At 48.1% G+C, this 13668-nt stretch carries 12 protein-coding genes; 9 read left to right on the top strand and 3 right to left on the bottom strand.

Annotation, left to right across the window (positions count from 1 at the left end; all coding sequences use genetic code 11):
• The first annotated feature begins 80 nt into the window (after positions 1–80).
• From U9S71_RS14640 to U9S71_RS14615, 6 genes are all read left to right on the top strand, one after another.
• Complete coding sequence (locus tag U9S71_RS14640; RefSeq protein WP_326328267.1) at positions 81–698, top strand: fibronectin type III domain-containing protein; 618 nt, start codon at positions 81–83, stop codon at positions 696–698.
• 63 nt (positions 699–761) lie between these two features.
• Positions 762–1442 (top strand): hypothetical protein, encoded by a 681-nt coding sequence (locus U9S71_RS14635; RefSeq protein ID WP_326328266.1) that lies wholly within the window; start codon positions 762–764, stop codon positions 1440–1442.
• A 218-nt stretch (positions 1443–1660) separates the two neighbouring features.
• A complete protein-coding gene (locus tag U9S71_RS14630) occupies positions 1661–3208 on the top strand; it encodes a type I restriction-modification system subunit M (protein ID WP_326328264.1) in 1548 nt (515 codons plus the stop codon).
• Positions 3209–3266: 58 nt separating this feature from the next.
• Positions 3267–4274, top strand: a complete 1008-nt coding sequence (locus U9S71_RS14625) for a virulence RhuM family protein (protein WP_326328263.1) — start codon at positions 3267–3269, stop codon at positions 4272–4274.
• A complete protein-coding gene (locus tag U9S71_RS14620; RefSeq protein ID WP_326328262.1) occupies positions 4271–4537 on the top strand; it encodes a restriction endonuclease subunit S domain-containing protein in 267 nt (88 codons plus the stop codon). The genes U9S71_RS14625 and U9S71_RS14620 overlap by 4 nt, the downstream gene beginning before the upstream one ends.
• Positions 4538–4557: 20 nt before the next feature.
• Entirely contained in the window at positions 4558–5250 is a 693-nt protein-coding gene (locus U9S71_RS14615) for a type I restriction endonuclease subunit R, EcoR124 family (protein ID WP_326328261.1), read from the top strand.
• A 76-nt stretch (positions 5251–5326) separates the two neighbouring features.
• Here the strand turns inward: U9S71_RS14615 and secDF are convergent, their stop codons facing one another.
• On the bottom strand, positions 5327–8341 hold the full coding sequence (gene secDF, locus U9S71_RS14610; protein WP_326328260.1) for a protein translocase subunit SecDF: 3015 nt from the start codon (positions 8339–8341) through the stop codon (positions 5327–5329).
• A gap of 207 nt (positions 8342–8548) precedes the next feature.
• Here secDF and U9S71_RS14605 point away from each other — a divergent pair, with 207 nt between their 5' ends.
• From U9S71_RS14605 to guaB, 3 genes are all read left to right on the top strand, one after another.
• Complete coding sequence (locus U9S71_RS14605; RefSeq protein ID WP_326328259.1) at positions 8549–9055, top strand: hypothetical protein; 507 nt, start codon at positions 8549–8551, stop codon at positions 9053–9055.
• Positions 9056–9077: 22 nt separating this feature from the next.
• Positions 9078–9683 carry a porin family protein gene (locus tag U9S71_RS14600; protein WP_326328258.1) on the top strand — a complete coding sequence of 202 codons (606 nt, stop codon included), beginning with the start codon at positions 9078–9080 and terminating at the stop codon, positions 9681–9683.
• Positions 9684–9838: 155 nt separating this feature from the next.
• Positions 9839–11314 (top strand): IMP dehydrogenase, encoded by a 1476-nt coding sequence (gene guaB / locus U9S71_RS14595; protein WP_326328256.1) that lies wholly within the window; start codon positions 9839–9841, stop codon positions 11312–11314.
• 7 nt (positions 11315–11321) lie between these two features.
• Here the strand turns inward: guaB and lat are convergent, their stop codons facing one another.
• On the bottom strand, positions 11322–12659 hold the full coding sequence (gene lat, locus U9S71_RS14590) for an L-lysine 6-transaminase (protein WP_326328254.1): 1338 nt from the start codon (positions 12657–12659) through the stop codon (positions 11322–11324).
• Between the two features lie 94 nt (positions 12660–12753).
• Complete coding sequence (locus tag U9S71_RS14585; protein ID WP_326328252.1) at positions 12754–13647, bottom strand: 1-aminocyclopropane-1-carboxylate deaminase/D-cysteine desulfhydrase; 894 nt, start codon at positions 13645–13647, stop codon at positions 12754–12756.
• Positions 13648–13668: the final 21 nt, after the last annotated feature.

The raw sequence follows: 13668 nt of genomic DNA, 5'->3' as shown, positions 1-13668 counted from the left end.
TCTCCACCTCCGCGCCCCAGGCTACCCGTAATTTTGCACTGTATTAATTCATTAATTGTTTTATTTAAATTTTTATGATTATGGCAAAGCCAATTTTATCATCAAAAACCGGCACGGGGGCTAAATTGCTCCAATATGCCGAAACCGTACTGGCGAAGACAACGGAAAATGCCGGTATCTTTGTAGAACCGCGACCATCGATGGATGACCTGTCGGCCGCGATTGAACAGTTCAGGACGAGTATGACCGAAGCGTCCTTCCGCGACATGCGGCAGGTGGTGCTCAAAAACCAGCACGCTACGGCGCTGAAGGAAATCTTGTACAACCTTTCGCTGTATGTGGAAACGATAGCCCAGGGCGACCCGGCCATCGTGTTGGCAGCGGGTTTTATTCCGTCTAAAGACATGCGTGAGCCGGTGGGACTTTCGCCCAAGCCGTACGACGTAAGGGCGCAAGTGCGCGATGCAGGCACCCGAAGTGTACACGTTCGCGTAGATACCTGGAAGCACGCCCGCTATTACCAGTTCGAGTTCCGAAAGGTTGGATCGGCTGAAGCATGGACACGTATCTTAAGTACCAAATCAAAGGTGCACATTACCGATCTGGAGTACCTGAACGAGTATGAGTTCCGTGTTTCTTACCTAGGGTCCAACCCCGCGTTGAACTACAGCGAGATCGTTCGTTGTGCAGTGACCTAGTCCACCCCGATACGGTTTTGAACGGGTTTTTTTGTAAGTTTATCCGCTAAATAATAGATAGCCATGGAGACAAAGACGGTCCTAATAACACATCCATTGAGAGACATCGTTTATCAACTGAAAGAGCCTAGCTTCCCATCGCCGATTGAAGTGCGCGCGCTGGAGGCGTATCGCCGGGCACACGACGAGGCCTGGCGTATGAAGCTTCGGTTTGAAAAGGAAAAAGGGGAAGTCCTTTTGGCCTGTATCGACCTAGAGAAATTCAACGCCCAACTGGAGGAGTTCGAAGATATACGGGATCACTACCTGCGCCAGGCTGATTTCTCCGACGCTGTTGCGGCAGCGAACATGGACATCCGGTTACAGGTCGAAATGCGCGATTTTTACAACCAAGTAGGGCAGCTGCAAAAGACGCTGGTGAAGTTTTACGATCGCATCGATCCGTTGAAGCAAGCCTATACCGATATCATGGACTCGTATTTCAGGGGGGAGAAACCATTGGATCCGGTACAGTTCAAGGTGCTTGATGATGTGTTTCGGTTCCATGACGATATGCAGGTGACAATCACCTCTTTGGATAAGGACCTGCAAGGGTTCCTTCAGGTGCTGACGGATATCTATGCTTTTTTAGAGGACGAATACATCCCTCACTACAGCGTGCTCGATAGCGCCTATGGCGTGGCTTTGCACCGGTCTGTAGACCTGGTAAAATCCGTGCAGGTATTCAATAACGTCTGGGAATAGGCTGGGGAATCAAATCTGTTTCAAAAAAGGTCGCTGGATGTTTCTTTCCAGCGACCTTTTTTGTGTGCGCGGCATGGGCGATAACAGTAAAGCTCGAAGTTTCTGTGGCAGCTTACACCGTTGCATATTTTTATTAGATTTGTAACACGGATTAAGCCGATTCATCATACTGCCGAGATACTAAACGTTAAGCCAACAGCACGATTAAGAGATAAAAAATGACGAGCACTGCACAACGAATTGCACTACAAAATCAAATATGGAAAATAGCCAACCATGTGCGTGGCTCGGTAGATGGATGGGATTTTAAACAGTTTGTTCTCGGTACACTTTTCTATCGTTTTATCAGTGAGCACTTCACCAGTTACATCGAGGGCGGTGATGAGCGCGTAAACTACGCAAACTTATCGGATGATATCATTACGCCCGAAATAATAGCCGATGCCATTAAAACGAAAGGCTATTTTATCTATCCTCGTGAGCTATTTGTCAATGTTGCCAAAACAGCCAATACCAATCCCAATCTGAATACAGACTTAAAAGCCATTTTTGACGCTATTGAAAGTTCAGCCAACGGTTATCCATCCGAGCAGGACATCAAAGGATTGTTTGCTGATTTTGACACGACAAGTACACGATTGGGCAATTCCGTGCCTGACAAGAACCGCCGATTGGCTGCCGTGCTAAAAGGCGTAGAAGAACTGAATTTTGGGAATTTTGAAGACAATCAAATTGACCTTTTTGGTGATGCTTATGAATTCCTCATCTCTAATTATGCTGCCAATGCCGGGAAATCCGGAGGTGAATTTTTTACGCCGCAGCACGTCTCCAGGCTCATTGCACAATTGGCGATGCATCAGCAGGCGTCGGTCAATAAAATATATGACCCCGCAGCAGGTTCAGGCTCTTTGCTTTTGCAAGCCAAAAAACACTTCGACAACCATATCATCGAAGAGGGTTTCTATGGTCAGGAAATCAATCACACCACGTATAACCTCGCCCGTATGAACATGTTTTTACATAACATCAACTATGACAAGTTTAATATTGCGCTTGGCAATACGCTTATAGACCCTCACTTTGGTGATGAAAAACCTTTTGATGCCATTGTATCAAACCCACCGTACTCGGTAAATTGGATAGGTTCCGATGACCCCACGTTGATTAATGATGACCGTTTTGCGCCGGCCGGAGTACTGGCTCCCAAATCCAAAGCCGATTTTGCCTTTGTGCTGCATGCATTAAGTTACCTTTCCAGCAAAGGAAGGGCGGCGATTGTATGCTTTCCGGGTATATTTTACCGTGGCGGTGCTGAGCAAAAAATCAGAAGGTATTTGGTGGACAACAACTTTGTGGAAACCGTTATCTCTTTAGCTCCCAACCTGTTTTACGGTACGTCTATTGCCGTAAACATTCTGGTGCTTTCCAAGCACAAAACCGAAAATAAAACACAGTTTATCGATGCAAGCGGTGAAGGTTTCTTTAAAAAAGCAACCAACAACAACGTGCTTCTTGATGAGCATATCGAAGAGATCATGGTCATGTTCGATAGCAAAGAAGAAGTAACACACGTAGCAACCACCATAGACAACAGCAAAATAGCCGAAAATGACTACAACCTTTCTGTAAGTTCGTATGTGGAAGCAAAGGATAACCGTGAGCAAATAGACATTGTAGCCTTGAACAGTGAAATAGCCCAAACAGTGGAGAAGATAACGCGATTGCGTGCGGATATTGATGCAATAGTGAAAGAGATTGAAGGGTAAAGCGAATGAATGATTCAGTTATTCGAAAATTTCGAATAACTGATAATGGAATAAATACATGAAGAAAGAAACCAAAGACGTAATTATATATAAAAGTGCTGACGGACTTTCGCAACTTGCTATTCATTTAGACAATGAAACGGTTTGGTTAACGCAAAAGCAATTGGTTGAACTTTATCAAACCGCAAAATCAACAGTTAGTGAGCATATTAAAAACATTTATAACGATGAGGAATTGATTCCGGAAGCAACTGTTCGGAAAACCCGAACAGTTCAAAAAGAAGGCAACCGAGAGGTATCTCGCGAGCTGGATTATTACAATCTGGACATGATTATTGCCTTGGGATACCGAATTAATTCCAAAATAGCTACCCACTTTCGCCAATGGGCGACCCAACGCCTCAAAGAGTATATTGTTAAGGGCTTCACCATGGACGACGAACGCCTGAAAAACCTTGGTGGCGGTAATTATTGGAAAGAGCTGTTGGACCGCATTCGCGATATACGTTCCAGCGAAAAGGTCATGTATCGGCAAGTGTTGGACTTGTACGCTACGGCTATCGACTACGACCCCAAGAGCGAAGTGAGTGCAATGTTCTTCAAAATTGTGCAGAACAAATTGCATTATGCCGCCCATGGCAATACGGCAAGCGAAGTAATCTATATGCGTGTGGACAGCAATAAACCCTTTGCGGGCTTAACCAACTTTAAAGGCGACCAGCCTACACAAGCTGAAGCGATGATTGCTAAAAACTTCTTGCAGGAAAAAGAACTGAAAGTCCTTAATAACTTGGTTGCTGCCTACTTTGATTTGGCAGAATTAAACGCTATTGAAGAACGGGAAATGCGCATGGAAGACTATGTGCGGGAATTAGACCGCATTTTGACCTCTGCGGGGCGCAAAACCTTGGATAACGCAGGTACAGTTTCCCATACTCAAGCCACCGAAAAAGCAAGGCTGGAATACAAAAAATACAAAGCCAAAACACTCAGCTCGGTAGAACAGGAATATCTCAAAACCATCACTGATTTGGAGAAAAAAGCAAAAAAGGGCGCAAAAAAATGAACAATATAAATAAACTATTAGCGGGCGTTGAGGTGGAATGGAAACCACTCGGGGAGGTGGCGGATTATGAGCAGCCAACCAAATACCTTGTAAAGTCAAAAAATTATAACGATGAGTTTAAAACTCCTGTTTTGACGGCAGGAAAGACATTCATTTTGGGATATACAGATGAAACAAAAGGGGTTTATAAGGCTTCAGAAACACCTGTTATCATATTTGATGATTTTACAACAGCCAATAAATGGGTTGATTTACCCACCTGAAAGAACTTCAGTCGATAGATATGAACGATGCGGAAGCGGTAGCATCCTTTAAAGAAACGCATTTTGTTACCGATGAAGACATTGCCGCTATGCATGCGATTGAAATGCCTGCTGATCGTGTAATCCAGGATTATCGCTCTACGTATAATGATATTCGCGACTGGTTACGACGGGAGAAAGGGGGGAAGGAAGCAGCGGAATCAACGATTGATTGGGATGATGTAGTTTTTGAAGTGGACTTGCTTAAATCGCAAGAAATAAACCTGGACTATATACTGGAACTCGTTTTCGAGCACCATAAAAAGACCAAAAACAAAAGTGACTTAGTTGAAGAAATTCGCAGGGTGATACGTGCCAGTATAGGCAACAGGGCAAAAGAAAGTTTGGTGGTGGACTTTATCAACGAAACCGATCTGGATACCATTCAGGATAAGGCAGGCATCATCGATTCGTTTTTCACTTATGCACAAGGCAAACAGAAAGCAGAGGTATCGGAATTAATCACAGATGAGGACTTAAATGAAGAGGCTGCCAAACGCTATATTACCGCTTCTTTAAAACGGGAGTATGCTTCTGAAAGCGGAACGGAGTTGAATGCGCTGCTGCCAAAAATGAGTCCATTGAACCCTCAATATTTAACCAAAAAGCAGAACGTATTCCAAAAAATTGTTGCCTTTGTAGAAAAGTTTAAAGGAGTTGGGGGGCAGTTATAAATAACGGAATAGAGAACAAAAAAGGTCGCTGAAATTCAGCGACCTTTTTTGTTCTCTACCTTTCGGCTCGAAAAGCTTATGCTTTCGCAGGCTTCAAGTTAGCCTTGCTGGTCTTATCGTCGGAAGCTGCCAACTCTCCCGGGTTCTTATTTCCTTCCAAATCCACTACCATCGGTGCGGCTAGGAAGATGGAAGAGTAGGTGGCGACAATAATACCGATTAGAATCGCGAATGAAAACCCGCGGATAACTTCTCCACCAAACACGAAGAGCACCGCCAATACAAATATAACGGTAAGGGAGGTGACGACGGTACGGCTGAGCGTCCGGTTAATGGCGAGGTTTACGGTGTCGCCCATCGCTTCCTTTTTATATTTCGAGATGCCTAAATATTCCCGCAAACGGTCAAACACCACCACCGTATCGTTGATGGAATAACCAACTACCGTGAGTACCGCCGCTACGAAATGCTGGTCGATGTCTAGTGAGAACGGAACGATTCCGTCCAATATGGAAAAGAGTACGAATATAATCAATGCATCGTGCGCAGTGGTAACCGCCGCTGCGACGCTGAACTGCCACCTGCGGAAGCGCATTAAGATGTAAAGGGCAATAACAATAACTGAAGCTATTCCGGCATAAAGGGCCCTTACTTTCATGTCATTTGCGATGGTCGGGCCGACTTTTTGAGAACTCACGATTTCGTGGTTGTTTCCGGCAATCTGCGATAGGCCACTGTTGAGTTTGTCCAATACCGCCTTGTCAGCTTCATCACTCACTTCTTCGATTTGGTAAGCCGTGGTAACACGTATTTGGCTGTCGCTGCCAAAAGTTTTCACCTCGGTGTTCATTCCGAACGTTTCGTTGAGGTTCTCCCGGACTTCTTCGATATCTACAGGTTGTTCGTACTGTACCGTATATGAACGCCCACCTTGGAAATCGACGCCCAAACTGAAGCCTTTGGTAAAGATGGATATCACACCTATCGCTAAGACGATACCTGAAATAAGATAGAATTTCTTGCGGTTCTGAACAAAGCCGTAGTTTGCTTTCAGCAACGTGTTTTCGCTCCAACGGTGCGAAACCGTGATGGTCCATCCCTTGGTCAACATCCACTCAAAAATGATACGCGATATGAAAATGGAGGTGAATAAAGACGTAATGATACCGATCATCAACGTGGTGGCAAAACCAAGGATAGGTCCGCTTCCGAAGAAGAAGAGGATAAGTCCGGTAAGGAACGTGGTGATTTGCGAGTCGAGGATGGATGACATCGCATGTTTGTAGCCATCCGAAACCGCCTGTCTGACGGATTTGCCCAGTCGCAGCTCTTCCCGTATTCGCTCATAGATCAAGACGTTCGCATCCACAGCGGTACCCATTGTCAGTACGATACCGGCGATGCCCGGCAGTGTCAGGACCGCATTGAGCGAGGCAAGCACACCCATAATGAAGAACACGTTGAATAAAACGGCGATGTTTGCCACCCATCCTGCCCGGTTGTAATAGGCAATCATAAATATCAGCACGACAACAAGACCGATTACGGATGAATTGATACCTGCGTCAATTGCGGCTTGCCCAAGTGAGGGGCCAACAACTGCTTCTTCAACAATCTTTGCTGTAGTAGGCAAGCGACCGGCCTTCAGCACGTTGGCCAAATCTTTGGTGTCTTCGATGGTGAAATTACCGGTAATCTGGGAAACGCCGCCGGAAATTTCACTTTGGATGGTGGGTGCAGAATAAACGACACCATCCAAGACAATGGCAATAGCTTGTTTATTGTTGGGGTCTGCAACCGCCGCCGCAGAGATTCTCCGCCACTCGCGAGCACCCTCGCTGTTCATATACATGGTTACCATCGGGCTATTCGACTGGGGATCGAAGTCGTCCTTAGCATCAGTAATCACATTGCCCGCTAATACGGGGCCGGCGTCTACGCCACTCGGCCTGATCGCATAAAGTTCCAGCTGCTCTGGCGTACGTGGACTTGGCTTGACCCCCCACAGGAGTTTAACATTGGCCGGGATGATTTGCTGCACAGCAGGATCCGCAAGGAAATCGTTCACCTTGGCGGTGTCACGCAACTGTGCATAACCCACAATGGGACCTGTTGCCAGCATCGGCTGGTTGTTGGGGCCAAGCATCGTTGCCGGTCTCAACACGTTGAATAAGGGGTTCTGCTGTGCCAGTTGGTTGTCTGCCGAGTCTGAAGCAGTAGTGTCCTGACCGGCACCGAGGGTAGCCAGTAAACCGGCGTCGGTACTGTCGGCCGCCGCACTGTCAGCGGTGTTGGTGTTTTCTTTTTTTGCAGCTTGCTGTGTTGAGGCTAACGCGCTGTTTACGTTTTCCAACATGGGGTATATGTCCATGTTATCGTAGGTTTCCCAGAATTCAAGCTTGGCCGAACCTTGCAACAGCTTGCGTACCCGCTCTTCGTCGTTTACGCCGGGCAACTCGATAAGGATCCGGTTGGTGCCCTGTTGCAGCTGGATATTGGGCGAGGTAACACCGAATTTATCAATCCGTGTACGCAACACCTTGAAGGAGCTTTCAATGGCATTATTTGATTCGCGTTGAAGGAAAGTTTCTATCTGCGCATTGGTGCTGTTCGCATTAATGTATGTTGCATTGTCTTTGGTAGCGAAGAAGCTAGCCAACGATGTATTGGGGCTTAGTTTCTCAAACTCATCGACAAACAGGCTCACATAACCACTTTGACTGCTCCGGCTCTGGGTATAGGCATTTTCCAGGGCCTTGTTGAAGTTCGCATCTTTTGGGTTGTTGGCTAGGTTGCGGACTAATTCTTGCAACGATACTTCCATCGTTACGTTCATGCCCCCCTTTAAGTCCAAGCCCAGCGCAATCTCTTGCCCCTTGGCTTCGCGGTACGTGTACTTCGCTATGCCTAAGTTATATACCACTTCCCCGGCCATGGAATCCAGATACGCTTTCTCTTTCGCCATATCGCCCTGGGCATACGCTTCGGCATCCCGTTCCACCTTGCGGGTTACGAATGTGAATGATAGGGAATAGAGGCACGCGACGGCAACCACTACTACCAAAAATTTAATCAACCCTGTACCTTGCATTTTCTTTCGTTAGCTAGTATTAATCTATTCTATTTTTAACAAAATTTAGTTAAGACGGCAAAGGTATAAAATTTTTGTCTAAAGCCTACCGAATTTTGGCGTTTAATAGAGCTTCTGTTCATCATTTTGGCAGACTATTTGCTAAAATAACAGCGGGGTTGACAAAAACCCGTTACTGTATAATGAAACACAAAAATCGATAACACGATGAAAAACGTATGCTTACCTTTATTGGCTATTTTAATCTTGATGCTAGGCGCCCAAGAATCCCAGGCGCAGGCCCGTTACCGCACGGCGCTGGGTTTGGGAATTGATCTAGGCGATGGACCGACACTTGTAGGGCCGCAAATCAAGCATTTTTTTGATGGTACCAACGCTGGAAATGCCCAGGTATTGTTTGGCGATGATGTTACCGTACTCGGGGTTGATTACTCCTATAACCAAGCCATCAGCGGAGCCAACGGATTGACCTGGTATGTCGGGGTCGGACCGCAATTGGCTTTTGTAGACCATGGCGGCTGGTGGTATTACGATGATGATTGGGATGGCAATGAAACGTTTTTCGCCCTTCGTCCCGCGGCAGGTTTGGAGTTTAAAATCCCATCGGCACCACTGGCTTTTCATTTCGACTGGAAACCTTGGTGGAACTTAAGCAATAACAGCCACTTTGAGCCGGCACGCTTTACCTTGGGTTTCAAGTTTACATTAAAATAAGAAATAACACATATAGCGAATTATGAAAAGAATAACGCTCCTGTTGGTGGTGGCGATAGTGGCAACTACACAACTATTTGCGCAAAAGAAAGTCTCTCCGGGTATTAGGGCCGGGGTTAATGTGGCGACGTTAAGTAACATCAATGCGGACTTTAAGACCGATTTATACGTTGGTGGTATCCTTAGCCTCCATCTGGGGCAACGGTATACGCTGCAGCCCGAGTTGATCTATACGAGGCAAGGGGCTAATAATGTCACTTTTGTAGATGAAGAAACCGGCACACCTACAGGGCAGGAAAACGTCACCATTCAGTACCTGTCCTTGGGGGCGATCAACAAGTTCTATTTTGTGGATGGTTTCCACGGGCTGATCGGCCCATCGCTCGATATGAAAATCGGTAAGAACTTCCCGCGTATCGATTTCGATGATGATGATTATGGTGGGGTCGACCTCGGGATTTCACTCGGACTTGGTTATACGCTTCCCATCGGCCTTACTTTTGAAGGCCGCTTCAAAACCGGTATGCTGGATGCGTTTAACAACGATTATTTCCTGGGCATGTTTGACGATCCCGATGACATCTCGCTCAACCGGGTATTCCAGCTGGGGCTGAGTTATTCGTTTTAATCGTTCACCGCGCCCCATGGGCATCGGCTGTATTCCGGATTTTTCACATTCCCGTGCGCTCACGGTCCTCCGGAATACAGCTATTTTTTTCTTGTAAAAGACATAAAAAATAAGTAATTTTGCCCGGCAAATAATAACCCCAAGAGATATTTGCCATGCAATTAGACCCCGAAAAATTCGTAGCTGAAGGCCTCACCTACGACGATGTGCTGTTAATTCCCGCTTATTCCGAAGTATTGCCGCGCGATGTGGATACTTCTACTTATCTGACCAGAAATACGCGGCTGAATATTCCATTGGTATCTGCCGCGATGGATACCGTAACGGGTGCAGATCTAGCCATTGCCATTGCGCAGGCTGGCGGATTGGGAATGTTGCACAAAAACATGAGCATTGCCGACCAAGCGGCCGAGGTACGCAAGGTGAAGCGGTCGGAAAGCGGTATGATACAGGACCCGGTGACACTTGGCGAAGGAGCGACGGTGGGGGATGCGTTCCAGATCATGAAAGACCATCGGATCGGGGGCATCCCGATCGTAGATGACCAAGGTAAATTGGTGGGTATTGTAACGAATCGCGACCTCCGATTCCAAAAGGATATGCGGCGCCAGATCACCGAGATGATGACCAAAGAGGGGTTGGTCGTGGCACCTGTTGGTACCGACTTGCTCAAAGCTGAAAACATCTTACAAAACCATAAAATCGAGAAACTGCCGGTGGTGGATGATAATCATGTTCTCGTAGGATTGATCACATTCAAGGACATCCAGAAATATCGTCATTTTCCCAATGCAGCCAAAGATCGCCACGGCAGACTGCTCGTAGGGGCGGCTGTCGGCGTCACCGGAGATACCATGGAACGCGTGACGGCATTGGTAAAGGCCGGGGTAGATGTGGTGACCATAGACACGGCACATGGCCATTCAAAAGGGGTAATCGACAAGCTGAAGGAGGTGAAGGCTGCATTTCCCGATCTGGAAGTTATTGTAGGGAACATTGCCACTGCCGAGGCGGCCATTGCGCTGGCTGATGCGGGGGCCGATGCTGTAAAAGTGGGCATCGGGCCGGGGTCTATCTGTACCACGCGCATCATCGCAGGGGTAGGTGTTCCACAGCTTTATGCCGTATACGAAGTGGCACGTGCGCTTCGCGACCGTGGGATCCCCGTTATCGCCGATGGCGGCATCAAGCAAACCGGCGACATTGCCAAAGCGATTGCCGCGGGAGCGGATACGGTAATGGCCGGATCGCTCTTTGCCGGTGTGGAAGAGGCTCCCGGCGAGACCATCATCTACGAAGGACGTAAATTCAAATCCTATCGTGGTATGGGTTCCGTAGAAGCGATGGAGAAAGGGTCTAAAGACCGTTATTTCCAGGATGTTGAAGACGATATCAAGAAATTGGTTCCCGAAGGCATTGTGGGGCGCGTAGCGTTTAAGGGCACACTGGCAGAAGTGGTTTATCAGTATGTGGGCGGTCTCCGCGCCAGTATGGGATATTGCGGCGCACCGACAGTCAAAGCATTGCAAGGTGCCCGTTTCGTGAAAATTACCGGAGCTGGATTGCGCGAGAGTCACCCGCACAACATCGCCATTACCAAGGAGGCACCGAATTATCACAGCCGGCCATAGCACGGCGCTAACCGAGCCCGCCCATAACCCGACGGATGATATCCACACCCTCGTCTATCGCGGCGGGCTCGATGATCAGTGCAGGTCTAAAACGGATGGAGCGCTCGCCGCAACCGAGAAAGAGTGCACCCTGTGTCAGGCCTTTTTCCAGAAACGTGTTCCGGCGCGTGGTGTCGGGTAAATCGAAGGCGCACAGCAGACCACTGCCCCGCACATTGGAAATCGCCGGATAGCTAGCGGCCAGATCGTGTAAACGCGTTTGTAAATGTTTGCCCGTCTCCGCTACCTGTGCAAGTAACTGATCTTCCGCTATAATTTCAAGAATCTTGGTCGCCCGTACCATATCCACGAGGCTGCCTCCCCACGTGGAGTTAATCCGTGATGGCACCCGGAAGGCGTTGGTGTCGATTTCATCTACCCGTGTGCCGGCCAGGATGCCGCATACCTGCATCTTTTTCCCAAAAGCGATAATATCCGGCCGTGCCCGTTCGCCGAAGTGCTCATGGCACCAAAACTTGCCCGTAAGGCCTACGCCGGTTTGTACTTCATCATATACAAGCAAGGCTTCGTTTTCGTCGGCCAGCACACGTAGTTGCTCCATAAATTCGCTGCGGAAATGGTTGTCGCCGCCCTCGGCCTGGATGGGCTCAATGATGATGGCGCATATCTCATCCTTATGGTCTGCGAAAGCCTGCTTCAACTGTCGCGTGGCCTGCTGTTCCCGTTCAAGCGTGGCTGCTAGGTTATCAGCGGTTTCAGGAAACGTCCGCATGGGACTACTCACCCGGGGCCAGTCGAACTTCGCAAACCACTTCGTCTTATTGGGCTGCGTGTTGGTCAGGCTCAGTGTATACCCGGAACGGCCGTGAAAGGCGCGTTCGAAGTGGAGTACCTTAGTGCCCCTTTCATCGGTATAGCCCTTTTGGAAATTCTTTTGTACTTTCCAGTCCATCGCTACCTTAAGTGCATTTTCCACCGCAAGTGCGCCACCTGAGACAAAAAAGGCATGGGGCAAATAATCGGGTATCGCTACTCTTCCAAATGTCTTGACGAATTGCGCATACTCAACCGTGTACACGTCGGAATTTGATGGATTGGTCACCGCGGCGCGGAGGAGGCTATTTGTAAACGCCGTATCGTTCACCATTTTCGGGTGGTTGTATCCTAAAGGGACCGAGGCGAAACACGTGAAGAAATCAAGGAGTTCGCGCTCGTGCTTCGAATCGTAGATCGTTACCCCGTGACTACGCGCCATATCGAAGGTCATATCGTATCCGTCAGCAAGGATATAGTTGGCTAATATATGGTGGACTTCCTCTGGTGTTACAGCGATTTGATACCTCATAATATGGGTTGGTTATGCCCAAACTTAGATAAAGTCGCTTTAAAATGCAACAACTTTTATCGATCTCTCCGCTTAAACACGTTAAACCTAGCTTTTATACAAGCTGCTCGTGGAGCCCAAGTATTCCCGTTAATCCGCCCGTGTGGATAATCAGAATACGGTCGCCCCGCTCGAAATAGTCACGTTGCACGAGATCAAACACGCCATAAAGCAGCTTTCCCGTATATACAGGTTCGATGAGGATGCCGGTCTGCCCCGTGAATTCCCGAATAAACGCGCTGAGCACCGGCGATGTTTTGGCGTATCCGCCGAAGTGGTAATCGGTATGGCTGGTCAGTTGGTCCAGCGGCATCGCCGGGTAGAGCGCGCGGACCGCATCGGGAATGAAATCGCCGCCCGCCAACACGGAAATGCCATGCACTTGGGTAGCCAGCGCCCGGCTTTTGCACCCGGCGTGCAATCCTGCAATCGTAGTGCCCGTGCCGCAGGCACAGAAAATATGGTCGTAGGGGTGCGGCAGCTCATCGATAATTTCGGCACATCCTTTTGCACCTTCGGGGCTGTAACCCCCTTCATCCACGAAATAGGCATGTGGGTCATGAGCGGTATGTTGTTCGTAGAGCAGGTGTTTGTCTCGATAGGCGGTCCGGTCTACAAAGTGTAGCTCCATGCCATATACCTTGCATAATGAGAGGTTGGGGTTGGATACGGCCTCCCCCCGTACAAACCCTGTTGTCTTGAAGCCGAATGTTGCCCCGGCGCATGCCGTAGCCAATAGGTGGTTAGACCACGCACCACCAAACGTTACGAGGTGTGTCTTTCCCTCATGGCGTGCCGATTGGAGTACGTATTTGAGTTTACGCCACTTATTGCCCGAAATAAAAGGGTGAATTTTATCGTCGCGCTTGATGTCTACGATGAGCGACTTGTCGTCGAATAGGGAGAAATCAAGCGTTTCTACCGGGCTATGGATGTCGAATGGTACCACTGAATCACGACAAATTTAGAT

It is taken from the genome of Parapedobacter flavus, from assembly GCF_035818675.1.
Taxonomy (GTDB): Bacteria; Bacteroidota; Bacteroidia; order Sphingobacteriales; family Sphingobacteriaceae; genus Parapedobacter; species Parapedobacter flavus.
The sequence above is the reverse complement of the archived record's forward strand: the minus strand, read 5'-3'. Positions and strand labels throughout refer to the sequence as shown.